Origin of the sequence: Ralstonia mannitolilytica (assembly GCF_000954135.1) — a bacterium.
Taxonomy (GTDB): Bacteria; Pseudomonadota; Gammaproteobacteria; order Burkholderiales; family Burkholderiaceae; genus Ralstonia; species Ralstonia mannitolilytica.
On the sequence record NZ_CP010799.1, the window covers coordinates 1,155,508 to 1,171,371 of the forward strand.

Below are 15,864 nucleotides of genomic sequence, written 5' to 3' on the forward strand. Positions count from 1 at the left end.
ATGGCTAGTTGTTGTCGTCCCAGAGATCGCGCACCGGGCCGCTCTTTGGCGCGCCCAGCCCGAAGTGCTGGTACGCCGATGCCGTAGCCACGCGGCCGCGCGGCGTGCGCTGCAGGTAGCCCTGCTGGATCAGGTACGGCTCGAGCACGTCTTCGATCGTGTCGCGCTCTTCGCCGATGGCTGCCGCCAGGTTGTCGATGCCGACCGGCCCGCCGTTGAACTTGTGCAGGATCGCTTCGAGCAGCTTGCGGTCCATCAGGTCGAAGCCGACGGCATCCACATCGAGCATCGCCAGTGCGGCATCGGCGACTTCGCGCGTGATGACGCCGTCGGCCTTGACCTCGGCGTAGTCACGTACGCGGCGCAGCAGACGGTTGGCGATACGCGGCGTGCCGCGCGAGCGCTTGGCGATTTCCAGCGCGCCGTCTTCGGCGATCCTGGCGTTGAGCAGGCCCGCCGAGCGCGTGACGATCTTCGTCAGCTCGGCAGGCGTGTAGAACTCCAGCCGCGCGACGATGCCGAAGCGGTCGCGCAGCGGGTTGGTCAGCATGCCGGCCCGCGTGGTGGCCCCCACCAGCGTGAACGGCTGCAGATCGAGCTTGACCGAGCGCGCCGCCGGGCCCTCGCCAATCATGATGTCGATCTGGTAGTCCTCCAGCGCCGGGTACAGGATTTCCTCCACCACGGGCGAGAGCCGATGAATCTCGTCGATGAAGAGGACGTCGTTGGCTTCGAGGTTGGTGAGCAGCGCGGCCAGATCGCCGGGCCGCTCCAGCACGGGGCCCGAAGTCTGGCGCAGGTTGACGCCCATCTCGCGCGCGATGATGTGCGCCAGCGTCGTCTTGCCCAGACCGGGGGGGCCGAACAGCAGCACGTGGTCCAGCGCTTCGCTGCGCTGCTTGGCCGCCGTCATGAAGATGTCGAGCTGGCCGCGCACCTTTTCCTGGCCGACATATTCGTCGAGCAGCTTGGGGCGCAGCGCGCGCTCGAACGCCTCCTCGTTGGGGGAGGCGGGGGAGGCTGAGATGATGCGCTCAGCAGAGACAGCCTTGGCGGCGAGCTTGTCGGTTTCGATCATGACGGGCAGACGGCGCCGGGAAGGCGCGAGCAGGCCATTCTACCGTCTTGCCGCGCCGGGGCGTCAGCCCTTGGACAGCGCCTTGAGCGCCAGCTTGATCCCCTCGGACACGCCCGTGCCGGCCGGCACCTGCTTGATGGCGAGCGCTGCTTCCTTGTCGGAATACCCCAGCGCCAGCAAGGCGTTGAGCACGTCGACCGCGTCGTCCGAGACGGCCGGGCCGCCGGGCACGGCGCCGAGGTCGGCGCCCAGCTTGCCCTTGAGTTCGAGCAGCAGGCGCTCGGCCGTCTTCTTGCCGATCCCCGGGATGCGCGTCAGCCGCCCGGCTTCCTGCAGCGTGACGGCCTGCGCGAGTTCGGCTACCGACATACCCGACAGCACCGCCAGCGCAATGCGCGCGCCGATGCCGGAAATCTTGATGAGCTGGCGGAAGGTTTCACGCTCGGCGGCGGTGCCGAAACCGTAGAGCAGATGGGCGTCCTCACGCACGATCTGCTGGGTCAGCAGCACGACCTTTTCGCCGGTGGCGGGCAGGTTGTAGAACGTGCTCATCGGCACGTCGATCTCGTAGCCGACGCCGTGGCAATCGACCAGCAGGTGCGGCGGGTTCTTTTCGATCAGCGTCCCGGCGATGCGTCCGATCATGGGTGGGGTTCCTCCTCCAAAACGGGACGCAGTGTAGCCCAAACCTGCCGCCCGGCCCGACCCCTCTGCGAGGCTCAGCGGCCCCTTGTACGCCTGCGCTTGCCGGGGCCGCCTCGGGCCGCCCACTCCGGTTTGATGCACGAACGCTAGCGCTTGAAGGTCGAGACGGCCTGCCGCCCGACCGCCGGGTCGTCTGTGAAGAAGCCGTCGACGCCTGCGCGCAGGAAGGCCTGGATCTCTTCGATGGAGCCGCTCACGTTCCGCGTGCTGTCGGCACCGCTGCGCAGCGACGGCGGCAGGAAGGTGTTCTCGGGCCGGAACGTGTACGGGTGGACGACGAGCCCAGCGTTGTGCGCGTTGCGGATGAGGTCGGTCGGGTCGGTGAGCCGGCCGTCGGCATCCAGGCTCATGATGCTGTTCTTGTCGGGGCCGACGCCGTTGGCATAGCTCGCGATGTCGCGCATGCCGCGGTCGGTCATCATGTCGCCGTAGGTGCGGGTGTCGCGAGCGACGAAGAAGTCGTACGGTTGCCGGCCCGCGCTGCCCATCAGTTGCACGAGCTTCCAGTTCGGCTGGCTGCTGCCGATCTTGTCGCGGATGGCCTTGAGGTTGGCCACTTCGAACGACTGGATGTAGACCGTGGTGCGGCTCGCCGTGAAGGCATCACGGCGCAGCGCATCGATCAGCCTGTCTTCGAGCGGCAGACCGATCGACTGGAAGTACGTCGGATGTTTCGTCTCGGGATAGATGCCGATGTTGCGGCCAAGCCTGGCGGATTGGTCCCGCGCGAGCGCGATGATCTCGTCGAGCGTCGGGATGTCGAACTGGTCGTTGTAGGCGACGTTGTCGGGGCGGATGCTGGGGATGCGCTCGCGTGCGCGCAGCGTTTTCAATTCACCGAGCGTGAAGTCTTCGGTGAACCAGCCGGTGACGCTCTGGCCGTCGATCGTCTTGGTGGTCTTGCGGCCAGCAAATGCTGCCACGTCGGCCACGTTCGTCGTGCCGGAGATTTCGTTCTCGTGGCGCGCAACGAGCACGCCATCTTTGGTGGAGACGAGATCGGGCTCGATGATGTCGGCGCCGTCGTCGATGGCCTTCTGGTACGAGGCGAGCGTGTGCTCGGGCCGCAACGCCGATGCACCGCGGTGTCCGATCACCTGGACGGTGGTGATGGGCGTGGTGTTGCCGCCGCCGTTGTCGCCGCCATGGTTGTATTCCAGCCGGCAGGCGGACAGGGCCATCGAGGTACTCAAGATCAACGGGCTCAGCAGGATGAGGCGGCGCAGCATCGGGATCTCCTGAAGACGGACACCCCGCATGGTAGTCGCCGCGCGATGAAGCAGCTACCCGCCGACTTTGAAGATCCTGTCAACCGACGAGGCGCCCGCGCCGCACGCGCAGCCCCTTTTGCGCAAGCTGCGGCGCCAGCCCGGCCATGGCGGCCAGCGTTTCGCCGCCGTGCGCATGGCAGATCGCCACGCCCAGCGCGTCGGACGCATCGGCGCCCGGCCTGCCTTCGAGGTTGAGCAGGCGCACGACCATTTCCTGCACCTGATCCTTGTTGGCGCGGCCGTAGCCGACGACGGCCTGCTTCAGTTGCAGCGCGGTGTATTCGAACACGGGCAGGTTGCCGCTCATCAGGCCGCAGATCACCGCGCCGCGGGCCTGGCCGAGCAGCAGCGTCGACTGCGGGTTGACGTTGACGAACACCTTTTCGATGGAAGCGCAGTCCGGCCGGTAGGTGCTCACCAGTTCGGAGACGCCGTCATACAGCGTCTTCAGGCGGCTGGGCAGGTCGGCATTGCCGTTGCTCTTGATCGTGCCCGAGGCCACGTACACGAGCTTGTGGCCGTGCCGTTCGAGCACGCCGAAACCCGTGGTGCGAAGGCCGGGATCGATGCCGAGGATGCGCATGAAATGGAGCGGAGCAGAAAAGAAAAACGGGGCAGGCGCCAGTCTACGCCTTGCCCCGCTGATCGGTCGAACCACCGTGCCGTTCAGTGGCGGAAGTGGCGGGTGCCCGTGAAGATCATCGCCACGTTGCGCTCGTCGGCGGCGGCGATGACTTCATCGTCGCGCACCGAGCCGCCTGGCTGGATCACGCACGAGGCGCCAGCGTCGACCACCACGTCCAGGCCATCGCGGAACGGGAAGAACGCATCCGACGCCACAGCCGAACCGGCCAGCGTCAGACCGGCGTTCTGCGCCTTGATGCTGGCGATGCGGGCCGAGTCCACACGGCTCATCTGGCCGGCGCCCACGCCCAGCGTCATGCCGCCGCCGCAGAACACGATGGCGTTCGACTTGACGAACTTGGCGACGCGCCAGGCGAACATCAGGTCGTCCATTTCCTTCGGGGTCGGGTGGCGCTTGGTGACCACGCGCAGCTCGCTCGGCTGCACGTTCTTGGCGTCCGGGCTCTGCACCAGCAGGCCGCCGCCCACGCGCTTGAAGTCGTACGCATTGATGCCGTTGCCGAGCGGAATTTCGAGCACACGCACGTTCTGCTTGCCGGCGAACACGGCACGCGCCCCTTCCGAGAACCCCGGGGCGATCAGCACTTCCACGAACTGCTTGGCGACGACCTGTGCGGCTGCTTCATCCAGCGGCACGTTGAAGGCGATGATGCCGCCGAAGGCCGAAGTCGAGTCGGTCTTGAAGGCCTTCTCATACGCTTCCTGCGCGGTGCCGCCAATGGCCACGCCGCACGGGTTGGCGTGCTTGATGATGACGCACGCGGCGCCCTTGGCCGGGTCGAACGACTTCACGCATTCCCACGCGGCGTCGGCGTCGGCGATGTTGTTGTACGACAACTCCTTGCCCTGCAGTTGCGTGTAGTTGGCGAGCGCGCCGTCGACGGCTTTCAGGTCACGGTAGAACGCGGCGGATTGGTGCGGATTCTCGCCGTAACGCATCTCCTGCACCTTGTCGAAGGCCAGGTTCAGCGTTTGCGGATAGGCGCTGCGCGTGCTGTGCGACTTGTCGGCGCCGAGGCTCGTCAGGTAATTCGTGATGGCGCCGTCGTACTGCGCGGTGTGCGCGAACACCTTCTTGGCCAGCATGAAGTTGGTTTCGTAGCCGACCGTGTTGTTGTTGGCCTGCATTTCGGCCAGCACGGTGGCGTAGTCGGCCGGGTCGACGATGACCGTCACGTCGCGATGGTTCTTGGCCGCCGAGCGCAGCATGGTCGGGCCGCCGATGTCGATGTTCTCGATGGCGTCGGCCAGCGTGCATTCGTCCTTGGCCACCGTCTGCTGGAACGGGTACAGGTTCACCACCAGCAGGTCGATGGTCGGGATGCTGTGCTCAGCGAGCGCCGCCATGTGCTCAGGCAGGTCGCGGCGGGCCAGGATGCCGCCGTGCACCTTCGGGTGCAGCGTCTTGACGCGGCCGTCGAGCATTTCCGGAAAGCCGGTGTAGTCCGCCACTTCCGTCACGGGCAGGCCGGATTCGGCGAGCAGCTTGGCGGTGCCGCCGGTGGAGAGGAGCTTGACGCCGCGCTCGTGCAGGGCACGGGCAAAGTCGACGATGCCGGTCTTGTCGGAAACGGAAAGCAGGGCTTGCTGGATCATGATGGAAACGCCGGTGGGCAGGTGTGGCGCTGGGGTGGTGGCCCTGGCGCCGTCAGAAAGGGAAATCGGTCGGCGGGCTCAGAGCAACCCGTGCTGCTGCAGCTTCTTGCGCAGCGTGTTGCGGTTGATGCCCAGGTAGTCGGCCGCCTGCGACTGGTTGTTGGAGGCCCATTCCATCACGGTCTCCAGCAGCGGCCGTTCGATGGCCTGCAGCACCATGTCGTAGACGTTGGACGGGTTTTCGCCATCCAGGTCGCGGTAGTAGGCATCCAGGCTGTCGCGGATGCAACGTTCGATCGGGTTGCGGCTCATGCGGCAAGCAGTTCCTTGTTGTTGTCGTTGTTGCCCGTCGTGGGGCGCTCGCTGTCGGCGGTGGCCTGGTCTTCGTAGACGAGGCGATCGGACAGCGCGCGCTGTTCGTCGAAGAACGCGTTGACGGCAGCCAGTTGCGCCGCGGTGTCTTCGATGGTGTTCATGCGGTGGCGGAACAGGTTGGCCCCCGCCAACCCGCGCGTGTACCAGGCGATGTGCTTGCGCGCGGTGCGCACGCCGGTGTATTCGCCGTAGAACGCGTAGTGCTCTTCGAGGTGCGTGTTCATGATGCCGCGGATCTCTTCCACCTCGGGCGCCGGCAGCAGCGTGCCGGTCTGCAGGAAGTGTTCGATCTCGCGGAACAGCCACGGCCGGCCCTGCGCCGCGCGGCCGATCATGATGGCGTCGGCGCCCGTTACGGCCAGCACGTGCTTGGCCTTGGCCGGCGTGGTGATGTCGCCGTTGGCGACCACCGGAATGCGCACCGACGCCTTGACCGCGGCGATGGTGTCGTATTCGGCTTCACCGTGGTACAGGTCGGCACGCGTGCGACCGTGCACGGTCAGCATGCTGATGCCCGCGTCCTGCGCGATGCGGGCCACGGTGAGCGCGTTGCGATGCTCGCGGTCCCAGCCGGTGCGGATCTTGAGCGTGACAGGCACCCGGTCGCCCACGGCCCCGACCACCGCCTCGACGATGCGCGCCACCAGCGGCTCGTTCTGCAGCAGCGCCGAACCGGCGGCCACGTTGCACACCTTCTTGGCCGGGCAGCCCATGTTGATGTCGATGATCTGCGCGCCCCGGTCGACGTTGTAGCGTGCGGCCTCGGCCATCATCATCGGTTCGGCGCCGGCGATCTGCACGGCAATCGGCTCGACCTCGCCTTCGTGATTGGCGCGCCGCATGGTCTTCTCGCTCTTCCAGAGCTGCGCGTTGGACGCGACCATCTCGGACACCGCATAGCCCGCGCCCAGCCGCTTGCAAAGCTGGCGGAACGGGCGGTCCGTCACACCCGCCATCGGGGCGACGAACAGGTTGTTGCGAAGGGTATGCGGTCCGATCTGCACGGTACGCGGCGCGTTGGTGAGGCGTTGAGCGACGAAGAAACGAAAAAACAGCCCCTTCCGCCAGCATTGGCGGAACGACGGGGGTGAAAAATGCGAGGACGGGATTTTACCGCCAAACCGGCCGATTGCCTAAATGTTGTGCACAAACTATGCGGCGGTGCGGTTGCGGCAAGGCGTGCTTGCCGCGGCGGCATCAGCGGAACCGTTGCAGGCCGTACGGGCGGGCGTCGATGAAGGGCGCGCGTTCGCTGACCAGATCGGCGATGAGCCTGGCCGTGCCGGGCGCGCCCGTCATGCCCAGGTGGCCGTGCCCGAACGCAAAGAAGACGTTGCGGTAGCGCTCGGAGCGGTCGATGACGGGCAGGCTGTCCGGAATCGACGGCCGAAAGCCCATCCACTGGCTGTCGTCCGCAAAGGCGAGGCCGGGGAAGAGTTGCTGACCCTGTCGCGCCAGGATGCGGGCACGGCGGTAATCGGGCGGGGCATCCAGCCCGCCGATCTCGACTGTGCCGGCAATGCGCAGGCCGCCTTCCATGGGCGTGGCGATGAACTTGCGTTCGCAGTCCATGATCGGCCGCGAGGGCTGCACGGTCGGGGCGCTCAGCATTGCGTGATAGCCGCGTTCGGTATCGAGCGGGATGCGCGTGCCGCTGAGCTTTGCGCCGAGCCGCATCGACCACGCGCCGGCCGTGACGACGAGCTTCGACACGGGCAGCGTGCCGCAATCGGTCTGCAGCCGCGTCGGGCCGTGGTCGTCCGATTCGACATCCACCACCTTGCGGCGCAGGAACGTGCCGCCCGCTGCAGCAAAATTGGCCGCCAGCGTTTTGACCAGCCGCTCCGGGTTGACCGTGAAGCCGTTGTCGGGCAGCAGCAGGGCCGACTGGATATCGGGGGCCAGCGCGGGCTCCAGTTCGCGGGCTTCGTTGGCGCTCAGGGCTTGGGAGCGCACGCCGGTTGCATCGCGGATCGATTGCGCCAGCGCGTCGCCCGAGGAGCGCGTCAGCGTGCGCCAGACATACAGGTGCCCGGTCTGGCGGATCAGGCTGTCGTATTGCGCGGGGTCGAGCAGGCTGCGATAGCCGGGAAAGGTCGCGCTGAACAGATGTGCCAGCGGCGGCGCCGTCGCACGCGCCTGGGCTTCATTGCCGGCGCGCACCCATTGCAGGAGCCAGGGCAGGGCGCGCGGCAGGTAGGACCAGCGCACCGTGAGCGGACCCATGGGGTCGGCCAGCCATTTCGGCACCTGCCTGAGCATGCCGGGCAGCGCCATCGGCACGACGGACGCCACGCTCAGGCAGCCGGCGTTGCCGAACGAGCAGCCTTCGCCGATGCCGGCCTGATCGAGCAGCGTGACCTGGTGGCCTTCGCGCTGCAATTGCAGTGCACATGCGGTGCCCACAATGCCGGCACCCACGACGGTGATCTGCATGCCCTAGCGTCGCTGGCCAAACATCATCTGGCGCGCAAGCCCGTGTTTGAGCGGCGGCAGGCATTCGAGCAGCGTGAGCGCCGCGCCGCGCAGATGGCCGAACGTGCGGCCCGGTACGGCAAACGCGCGCGGCAGCAAGTCGGTCAGGCCGATGGTGACGGCGCGGTCGAACGTGCGTTCACGGGCAAAGCGGGCGAGCGCGGCGGGCGTTGCGCCGTCTCGCAGCGCACGCGCCATCTCGAACGCATCGCGCAGGCCCAGGTTGAAGCCCTGGCCCGCCACGGGGTGGATCGTCTGCGCCGCATTCCCGATGGCCGCCACGCGCCGATCGACCGGAACGCGTTGCGCGTGCAGCCCGAGCGCAAAGGTGTGGCGCGCGCTGGCGTGTGTAAAGCGGCCCATGCGGTCGCCGAAAGCCGTACCGAGTTCGGCGAGGAAGGCGTCGTCGGGCAACCCCGCGCGGCGGCGTGCCTCTCCGGGCGAGCAGCACCAGACCAGCGCATACCCGGGTCCCTGCGCATCGTCCTGCGGCAGCAGCGCGAGCGGGCCCTCGGGCGTGAAGCGCTCCCAGGCCCAGCCTTCCAGCGGCGCGCTGCAGCGCACGTGCGCGACGATGGCGGTCTGGCCGTAGTCGCGGCGGCGTGCGTGGGCGAGGCTGCCGGCCTGCCTGCGCGCGTCGTCGAACAGGCCGCCTTCTGCCTGGATGACGACCTCGGTTTCGATGGCCAGCGGATGCCGTCCCTCGCGAAGCGCGCGCAGGCGGGCCGGCGCGACGGTGCCATCCGCGCGTGGCAGTTGCTCGACGCGCTCGACCGGCGTGTGGTCATAGCGCGTGAGGCGGTCCGGGCGTTGCCGCATCTGCGCGGCGAGTGCGGCGTTGAGCGCGGCGCTCAGGTCGCCGTACTGCACGACATGGCCGAGCGCCGGCACGTCGTAATCTTCGCGGCGGATATGCGCCTGCCCGAAGTGGCCGCGCTGCGAGACATGGATGTGCGTGATCGGCGTGGCGCGCGCGGGCCAACCGCCAATCTCCTGCAGCAGCACGCGCGAGCCGTGCGAGAGCGCCAGCGCGCGCGGGTCGCGCGCCGCGGCCTCAGGGTCGCGTGCATCGAACAGGGCAATGCGCCAGTCGGTGTCCCGCAGCAGCCAGTTGGCCAGCGCCAGCCCCACCGGCCCCGCACCGACGATGGCGACGTCGAAGTCGGGTGCCGCGGCGGTGGAATCCGTCATTGGCCGCCTCGCATGATCGCTTCGATGTCGGCCACGGCGACAGGCACGTCGCGCGTGATCAGCTCGCAGCCCTCGGGCGTGACGATGGCGTCGTCTTCGATGCGGATGCCGATGTGCCAGTACTGCTCGGGCACGCCGGGTGCAGGGCGCACGTAGATGCCGGGCTCGACGGTCAGCACCATGCCGGCCTCGAGCGGGCGCCACGGGCGTTCGCCTTCAGCCGGGGCGGTGGTGCCCGGCGTGCGGTATTCCCCCACGTCGTGCACGTCCATGCCGAGCCAGTGGCCGGTGCGGTGCATGTAGAACTGGCGGTACTGGCCGCCGGCGATCACGTCGTCGAGCGTGCCGACCTTGTTGGCATCGAGCAGTCCTGTGTCGAGCATGCCTTGCGCCAGCACGCGCGTGGCCGCGTCGTGCGGCACGTTGTACGGCACACCGGGGCGCGTCTGTGCAATGGCGGCTTCCTGCGCGGCGACCACGAGTTCATACAGCTCGCGCTGCGGGCCGGTGAAGCGTCCATTGACGGGGAACGTGCGCGTGATGTCCGAGGCGTAGCCGTCGAGTTCGCAGCCGGCGTCGATCAGGCAGAGATCGCCGTCGCGCAGTTCAGCGTTGCCCGCGCGGTAGTGCAGCACGCACGCGTTCGGGCCTGTTGCGACGATGGAGTTGTAGGCGACGCTCTGCGCGCCGTGACGGCGGAATTCGTACAGCAGTTCGGCTTCGAGGTGGTATTCGCGCAGCCCGGCGCGCGAGGCCTGCATGGCGCGCACGTGCGCCCCGGCGGAAATGCGCGCGGCGCGGCGCATGATGTCGAGCTCGCCGGGGTCCTTGAACAGGCGCATCTCGTCGAGGATGGCGCGCACGTCCAGCGCCCGGTGCGGCGAGGACACGCCCGCCCGCCCCTGCGTGCGCACGGCATCGAGCCAGCGGCGCATGCGGCGGTCGAACGTGCCGCTCTCGGCCAGCGGATACGCCACGGCGGCCGTGTTGGCGAGCAGCCTCGGCAGCGCCGCGTCGATCTCTTCCACCGAATGCGCTTCGTCCAGGCCGAAGGCCTCCCTGGCGGCCTCCGGGCCGAAGCGGAAGCCGTCCCAGATTTCGCGTTCTTCGTGCTTGGGGCGGCAGAACAGGACGCTGCGCGTCTGCGATTCAGCCGCGCGGCCGCCGGGGACCACGATGGCGAGTACGGCTTCCGGCTCGGTGAAGCCGGTCAAGTAATAGAAGTAGCTGTCGTGCCGGTAGGGGTAGTCGCTGTCGCGGTTGCGCATCGCTTCGGGGGCGGTCGGCACGATGGCCACGCCGCCGCCCTGTTCGCGCAGCCATTGCGCAACACGTTCGCGGCGCTGGCGATAGGTCTGGAGAAAGGCGAGTTCAGAGGCGGACATGGCGTGATTTCTGACGTCAGAGGGATCAATGAATTGTAACGCCGGCCCCGCGCCGCATCGCGGCGGGCTCAATTGCAAAGAAAATTGTGGCGTACAGTCCCCTCCTCTAAAGTCTGGGGCGGATGCGGTCGATGAACCGTGATGGAGCGTGGCCGTCCAGGATCGGCCTGCCTGGAGAACCCATGCTTGTCGGCAGTTACAACCCTCTTCTCGTCCTGCTTTCCCTTCTTGTGGCCGTGCTCGCGTCGTATACGGCGCTGGACATGGCGGGGCGGGTGGTCACCGCACAGGGGCGGGCTGCGTTCTGGTGGCTGACCGGCGGGGCATCGGCCATGGGCGTGGGCATCTGGTCGATGCACTTTGTCGGCATGCTGGCCTTCAGCCTGCCGATTCCGCTCGGTTATGACGTATCCATCACGCTCGCCTCGCTGGCCATTGCCATCGCGGCCTCTGCGTTCGCGTTGTGGCTGGTGAGCCGGCGTGAGCTGCCGTGGCGGCGCCTGGTGGGCGGCGCACTGCTGATGGGCGTGGGCGTGGCCGGCATGCACTACACGGGCATGGCCGCGCTGCGCATGAAGCCGGGCATCGACTACGACCCGGCGATCTTTGGACTCTCGGTGGTGATCGCAGTGTTTGCCTCGGGCGCGGCGCTGTGGATCGCCTTCCGCCTGCGGGGCCACTCGCAGCGCGTGCGGGCGTTACGCGCCGGCGCGGCGGTGGTGATGGGCGTGGCCATCGTGGGCATGCACTACACGGGCATGGCGGCCGCGGCGTTTCCGCTGGGCAGCGTGTGCGGGGCTGCACATGCCGGCGCCAGCACCGCGTGGCTGGCGTTGGTCATCATCCTCATCACGCTGGCGGTGCTTGCCATTGCGCTCATCATCTCGGTGCTCGATCTGCGCATGGAGGCGCGCACGGCGGTGCTGGCCCATTCGCTGGCGCAGGCCAACCAGGAGCTGGCGTACCTCGCCCTGCACGACAACCTGACCAAGCTCTCCAACCGCCTGCTGCTGGAAGACCGCCTGAACCAGGCGATCCGCACGGCCGAACGCGAGAAGCGCCGCTTTGCGCTCATGTTCATGGATCTGGACGGCTTCAAGGCGGTCAACGACGTCTACGGGCACCACGTGGGCGATCTGCTGCTGATCGACGTGGCGCAGCGCATCGTCGGCCGTGTGCGCCAGCAGGACACCGTCGCGCGCGTCGGCGGCGACGAGTTCGTCGTGCTGACCCACGTGGACGACCCTGAAGACGCCGGCACGCTGGCCGACACGTTGCTCGAGGCCGTGCGCGAGCCCTTCCTGGCCGGCGGGCATGAGCTGCGCGTGTCCACCAGCATCGGCATTGCGATGTACCCCGGCGATGGCGCCAACCAGCACGATCTGCTGACCAATGCAGACGCGGCGATGTACCACGCCAAGGGGCTGGGCCGGAACGCCTACAGCTTCTTCGAGCCGTCGATGAACGCCAACGTGCACCAGCAGTTGCAGCTCGTCCAGGACTTGCGGCTGGCCATCGAGCGCAACGAACTCGTGCTGTACTACCAGCCGAAGTTCCATGCGCCGCATGGCCCGATCGCCGGAGTGGAGGCGCTCGTGCGCTGGCAGCATCCGGTGCGCGGGCTGCTGTCGGCCAACGAGTTCATTCCGCTGGCAGAGCGCACCGGGCTCATCGTGCCGCTGGGCACGTGGGTGCTCGACGAGGCGTGCCGCCAGATGGCGCAGTGGCGCCGCGAGGGGCATGCCGGGTGGAGTGTCGCCGTGAACCTGTCCGCGCTGCAGTTCGGCCATGCCGCGCTGATCGACACGGTGCGCGACACGCTGGCCCGCCACGCGCTCGACCCGCATTGCCTGACGCTGGAGATCACGGAATCGACCGCCATGCGCGACGCCGATGCCAGCCTGCACATCCTGCAGCAGCTCGACGCCATGGGCGTGCGCATCTCCATTGACGATTTCGGCACCGGCTATTCAAGCCTGCTCTACCTCAAGCGGCTGCCCGCCAGCGAGTTGAAGATCGACCGCGGCTTCGTGCGCGACCTGGAGCGCGACACGGAAGACGCCGCCATCGTCTCGGCTATCGTGGCGCTTGGGCAGACGCTGAACCTGCGCATCGTCGCCGAAGGCGTCGAGACGGCCGAGCAGCAGGCGTTTCTCACGCAGCTTGGCTGCGACTCGCTGCAGGGCTATCTGCTGGGGCGCCCGATGAGCGCCGAATCGCTCAGTGCGGAAGCCCCTGCCGGGCTTTAAGCCCGTCGTGCCGCCAGTTCGGCGTCCAGCGCCGCAAGTTGCGCGGGCGTGCCGACGTTTTCCCAGCGGCCGTCGAAGCGCTCGCCCGTGGCGCGGCCCTCGGCGATGGCCGCGTGGAAGAGCGGCGTCATGGCCATGCGCGTGCCCGGCGTGATGCCGGCAAACAGGCGCGTGTCGTACAGGCCGATGTTGCCGAACGTGAGGCGGCCTGTGCCCTCGGCGTGCAGCGTGCCTGCGTCGTCGAGGGCGAAATCGCCGTTCGGGTGATAGGGCGGGTTGGGCACCATCACCAGATGCATGCCCGGTTGCGCCTGCGCTTCGAGCGCGGCGGCGCGGTCGCGCAAGGCGGCGTAGTCGTAATCGCAGAACACATCGCCGCTGACGGCGATGAACACGCCGTTGCCTTCGCCGGCCTGCAGCAGCGGCATGGCCTGGGCCACGCCGCCGGCCGTCTCCAGCGCCTCGCCTTCGGGCGAATACGCGATCCGCACGCCCCAGGCACCGCCGTCACCGAGCGCCGCTTCAATCTGCGCACCGAGCCACGCGTGGTTGATGACGATGTGGCGCACGCCCGCTGCGGCCAGGCGCTCGATCTGCCAGACGATCAGCGGTTTTCCACCCACCGGCAGCAGTGGTTTGGGCGTGTGGTCGGTCAGCGGACGCATGCGGTCGCCGCGTCCGGCGGCGAAGATCATCGCCTTGATCGTCGAATTCAAGCCATCACCTTCATGAGAATCAGCAGCACGGCCATGCCGCCCACGATGGTCCACATCGCACTGTTGGTGACGCGCGCAATGGCGATGGCGACGATGCCCGCGACCAGGCGCGGGTTGTCTGCCGATACCGCCAGCGCACCGTCGCGCATCAGCAGGTCCGGTGCAATCAGCGCGGTCAGCATGGCGGCCGGCACGTAGGGCAGGGCGCTGCGAAACCACAGCGGCAGGTTCATGCGCCCTTCAAGCGCGATGAACGACAGGCGGATCAGGTAGGTGGCTGCGCCCGAGATCAGCAGCACGCCAAGAAGGATCAGGGCCTTCATGCGGCCGCCTCCTTGTTGCGCCGGTCCACCAGCCGCTCGACCAGCGCGCCGATGGCGATGCCGACACACGCAGCACTCATCAGCCCCAGCTTGTGCGGCCAGCCCGTCCATGCGACGGCCAGCGCGGCGCCGGTCAGCGCGGCGGTCAGTTGCGCGCGTGTGCGCAGCGCCGGCACCACGATCGCGATGAAGGTGAGCGGCAGGAAGAAATCGAGCGGCCACGTGTTCGGCACCTGTGCTCCGAGCACCACGCCGACGATGGTCGACGCCTGCCAACTCGTCCACAGCGCCACACCGGCGCCCAGGAAGTACCAGTGGCGATACGTGGCTTCTTCCGTGCCGGGGCGCGAGTTGACGACGCGCCGGTTCATGGCCGCAAACGCCTCGTCGGTCAACAGGTAGGCGATCAGCCATTTCCAGCGGCGCGGCAGGTGCGCCAGGGTCGGCGCGATGCTGGCCGAATACAGCGCGTGCCGCAGGTTCACCATCGAGACCGTCGCCGCAATCACAAGCGCGGGCGCGCCCCCGGCCCACAACTGCACGAGGATCATCTGCGACGCGCCGCCAAAAACGATTGCGCTCATCGCCACGGCCAGCCACGCGGGCATGCCGGCCGACGTGGCCAGCACGCCATAGATGAGGCCGAACGGCACCACACCGAGCAGCATCGGTGCGAGCGCCAGCATGCCGGCGCGGAACTCGACAGCCCGTGCGGAGGCCATGGGAGTCAGAAGGTGTAGCCGACCTGCTGGGCGCGATCTTCCAGCTGATCGAGCAGGCGAGCCAGTGGCGCCAGCGCGTTGTAGCGGCTGCATACGCGGCGCAGGTAGGCGATGAAGCGCGGGGTGTCTTCCACGTAGCCGGCCTTGCCGTCGCGGTAGCACAGGCGCGCGAAGATGCCCGCCACCTTCAGGTGACGCTGCGCGCCCATCCATTCGAGGGCGCGGTAGAACTCGCCGAAATCGGCGTCCACGGGCAGCTTGGCGGCGCGGGCGGCTTCCCAGTAGCGCACCGCCCAGTCCAGCTCGTGTTCTTCATCCCACGACAGGAAGGCGTCGCGCAGCAGCGAGGCGGCGTCGTACGTGATCGGGCCGTAGACCGCGTCCTGGAAGTCCAGCACGCCCGGCTGCGACGGGTCGGCCGCGTTGATCATCAGGTTGCGCGGCATGTAATCGCGGTGCACGTACACGCGCGGCTGGGCGAGCGCGCTGTCGACCAGCAGCTTGAAGATCTTGTCGAGCGATTCGCGCTGCGCGGCATCCAGCGGGCGCTGCAGGTGCCGCTCGACATACCAGTCGGGAAACAGCGACAGCTCGCGGCGCAGCAGGGCCTCGTCGTACGGCGGCAGCTCGCCTTCGCGCGAGGCGAGCTGCCAGCGCACGAGCGTGTGGATGGCGGGGCGGAACAGCGTGTTGGCGTAGGCCAGGTCGAAATCGTGCTCGCGCAGCGATTGCAGATACGTCTGCGGGCCGAGGTCGGTCAGCAGCAGGAACCCCTGCGCGAGATCCTGTTCTAGCACCTGCGGCGCGCGCACGCCTGCCCCGTTGAGCAGGCCGGCCACGTGGACGAACGGTCGGCAGTCTTCCTGCGGCGGCGGGGCGTCCATGACGATCAAGGTGCCGCCGGCGCCTTCCAGGCGGAAATAGCGGCGGAAACTGGCATCGGCCGAAGCGGGTTGCAGCGTGTCGATGCGCAGGCCGTGCGCAGCGGGCAATGTGCCGAGCCAGTCGCGAAGTTGGGTCAGGCGTGCGTCGGTCGCGCCGGTGGTGGCGCCAGGGGTCGAAACCATGCTGAGAGAACGCTGGAATGGGGCTGGAAGGAAGCCCCGTATAATACCCGACCGAGTTTCGCCGCG

15 protein-coding genes are annotated in these 15,864 nt (G+C 68.0%); 1 reads left to right on the forward strand and 14 read right to left on the reverse strand.

All coding sequences use genetic code 11. The features are described 5' to 3' along the window. Positions 1–4 precede the first annotated feature (4 nt). The 10 genes from ruvB to TK49_RS05620 form a co-directional block, all read right to left on the reverse strand. The gene (gene ruvB / locus TK49_RS05575) at positions 5–1,078 is read right to left on the reverse strand and encodes a Holliday junction branch migration DNA helicase RuvB (RefSeq protein WP_045785819.1); all 1,074 of its coding nucleotides are present in this window, start codon (positions 1,076–1,078) and stop codon (positions 5–7) included. Between the two features lie 63 nt (positions 1,079–1,141). After that, positions 1,142–1,723: a Holliday junction branch migration protein RuvA gene (gene ruvA / locus TK49_RS05580; protein WP_012761185.1), complete on the reverse strand. Its 582-nt coding sequence runs from the start codon at positions 1,721–1,723 to the stop codon at positions 1,142–1,144. 146 nt (positions 1,724–1,869) lie between these two features. Continuing rightward, positions 1,870–3,012: a glycerophosphodiester phosphodiesterase gene (locus tag TK49_RS05585; RefSeq protein WP_045785820.1), complete on the reverse strand. Its 1,143-nt coding sequence runs from the start codon at positions 3,010–3,012 to the stop codon at positions 1,870–1,872. A gap of 79 nt (positions 3,013–3,091) precedes the next feature. Beyond that, the gene (gene ruvC, locus TK49_RS05590) at positions 3,092–3,637 is read right to left on the reverse strand and encodes a crossover junction endodeoxyribonuclease RuvC (RefSeq protein ID WP_045785821.1); all 546 of its coding nucleotides are present in this window, start codon (positions 3,635–3,637) and stop codon (positions 3,092–3,094) included. Between the two features lie 83 nt (positions 3,638–3,720). Further along, positions 3,721–5,295 carry a bifunctional phosphoribosylaminoimidazolecarboxamide formyltransferase/IMP cyclohydrolase gene (purH, locus tag TK49_RS05595; RefSeq protein WP_045785822.1) on the reverse strand — a complete coding sequence of 525 codons (1,575 nt, stop codon included), beginning with the start codon at positions 5,293–5,295 and terminating at the stop codon, positions 3,721–3,723. A 78-nt stretch (positions 5,296–5,373) separates the two neighbouring features. Next, a complete protein-coding gene (locus TK49_RS05600; RefSeq protein ID WP_045785823.1) occupies positions 5,374–5,607 on the reverse strand; it encodes a Fis family transcriptional regulator in 234 nt (77 codons plus the stop codon). Beyond that, positions 5,604–6,674: a tRNA dihydrouridine synthase DusB gene (gene dusB / locus TK49_RS05605; protein ID WP_045785824.1), complete on the reverse strand. Its 1,071-nt coding sequence runs from the start codon at positions 6,672–6,674 to the stop codon at positions 5,604–5,606. The genes TK49_RS05600 and dusB overlap by 4 nt, the downstream gene beginning before the upstream one ends. A gap of 193 nt (positions 6,675–6,867) precedes the next feature. After that, positions 6,868–8,106 (reverse strand): NAD(P)/FAD-dependent oxidoreductase, encoded by a 1,239-nt coding sequence (locus TK49_RS05610; protein ID WP_045785825.1) that lies wholly within the window; start codon positions 8,104–8,106, stop codon positions 6,868–6,870. Between the two features lie 3 nt (positions 8,107–8,109). Then, the gene (locus TK49_RS05615; protein ID WP_045785826.1) at positions 8,110–9,336 is read right to left on the reverse strand and encodes a UbiH/UbiF/VisC/COQ6 family ubiquinone biosynthesis hydroxylase; all 1,227 of its coding nucleotides are present in this window, start codon (positions 9,334–9,336) and stop codon (positions 8,110–8,112) included. After that, a complete protein-coding gene (locus TK49_RS05620) occupies positions 9,333–10,721 on the reverse strand; it encodes an aminopeptidase P N-terminal domain-containing protein (RefSeq protein ID WP_045785827.1) in 1,389 nt (462 codons plus the stop codon). The genes TK49_RS05615 and TK49_RS05620 overlap by 4 nt, the downstream gene beginning before the upstream one ends. A gap of 182 nt (positions 10,722–10,903) precedes the next feature. On the opposite strand from TK49_RS05620, the gene TK49_RS05625 reads away from it, so the two are divergent. Then, positions 10,904–12,970, forward strand: a complete 2,067-nt coding sequence (locus TK49_RS05625; RefSeq protein WP_045785828.1) for a putative bifunctional diguanylate cyclase/phosphodiesterase — start codon at positions 10,904–10,906, stop codon at positions 12,968–12,970. On the opposite strand, the gene murU is transcribed toward TK49_RS05625, so the two are convergent. The 4 genes from murU to TK49_RS05645 are packed head-to-tail and all read right to left on the reverse strand — an operon-like array spanning position 12,967 to position 15,798. Continuing rightward, on the reverse strand, positions 12,967–13,674 hold the full coding sequence (gene murU, locus TK49_RS05630; protein WP_045787764.1) for an N-acetylmuramate alpha-1-phosphate uridylyltransferase MurU: 708 nt from the start codon (positions 13,672–13,674) through the stop codon (positions 12,967–12,969). The two genes, TK49_RS05625 and murU, sit on opposite strands and share 4 nt — an antisense overlap. Positions 13,675–13,682: 8 nt before the next feature. Beyond that, positions 13,683–14,009, reverse strand: coding sequence for an AzlD domain-containing protein (locus TK49_RS05635; RefSeq protein ID WP_045785829.1), 327 nt, complete (start codon positions 14,007–14,009; stop codon positions 13,683–13,685). Further along, positions 14,006–14,731 (reverse strand): AzlC family ABC transporter permease, encoded by a 726-nt coding sequence (locus tag TK49_RS05640; protein ID WP_045785830.1) that lies wholly within the window; start codon positions 14,729–14,731, stop codon positions 14,006–14,008. The genes TK49_RS05635 and TK49_RS05640 overlap by 4 nt, the downstream gene beginning before the upstream one ends. A 5-nt stretch (positions 14,732–14,736) precedes the next feature. After that, positions 14,737–15,798, reverse strand: a complete 1,062-nt coding sequence (locus tag TK49_RS05645) for an aminoglycoside phosphotransferase family protein (protein WP_045785831.1) — start codon at positions 15,796–15,798, stop codon at positions 14,737–14,739. Between the last annotated feature and the right edge of the window lie 66 nt (positions 15,799–15,864).

Excerpts from the sequence above, each read along its gene's own strand:
- TK49_RS05645 (WP_045785831.1), bottom strand. The coding sequence starts at position 15,798 with ATGGTTTCGACCCCTGGCGCCACCACCGGCGCGACCGACGCACGCCTG.
- TK49_RS05620 (WP_045785827.1), bottom strand. The coding sequence starts at position 10,721 with ATGTCCGCCTCTGAACTCGCCTTTCTCCAGACCTATCGCCAGCGCCGC.
- ruvC (WP_045785821.1), bottom strand. The coding sequence starts at position 3,637 with ATGCGCATCCTCGGCATCGATCCCGGCCTTCGCACCACGGGTTTCGGC.
- TK49_RS05615 (WP_045785826.1), bottom strand. The coding sequence starts at position 9,336 with ATGACGGATTCCACCGCCGCGGCACCCGACTTCGACGTCGCCATCGTC.
- TK49_RS05635 (WP_045785829.1), bottom strand. The coding sequence starts at position 14,009 with ATGAAGGCCCTGATCCTTCTTGGCGTGCTGCTGATCTCGGGCGCAGCC.
- ruvA (WP_012761185.1), bottom strand. The coding sequence starts at position 1,723 with ATGATCGGACGCATCGCCGGGACGCTGATCGAAAAGAACCCGCCGCAC.
- purH (WP_045785822.1), bottom strand. The coding sequence starts at position 5,295 with ATGATCCAGCAAGCCCTGCTTTCCGTTTCCGACAAGACCGGCATCGTC.
- TK49_RS05610 (WP_045785825.1), bottom strand. The coding sequence starts at position 8,106 with ATGCAGATCACCGTCGTGGGTGCCGGCATTGTGGGCACCGCATGTGCA.
- TK49_RS05640 (WP_045785830.1), bottom strand. The coding sequence starts at position 14,731 with ATGGCCTCCGCACGGGCTGTCGAGTTCCGCGCCGGCATGCTGGCGCTC.
- TK49_RS05625 (WP_045785828.1), top strand. The coding sequence starts at position 10,904 with ATGCTTGTCGGCAGTTACAACCCTCTTCTCGTCCTGCTTTCCCTTCTT.
- TK49_RS05585 (WP_045785820.1), bottom strand. The coding sequence starts at position 3,012 with ATGCTGCGCCGCCTCATCCTGCTGAGCCCGTTGATCTTGAGTACCTCG.
- TK49_RS05600 (WP_045785823.1), bottom strand. The coding sequence starts at position 5,607 with ATGAGCCGCAACCCGATCGAACGTTGCATCCGCGACAGCCTGGATGCC.
- ruvB (WP_045785819.1), bottom strand. The coding sequence starts at position 1,078 with ATGATCGAAACCGACAAGCTCGCCGCCAAGGCTGTCTCTGCTGAGCGC.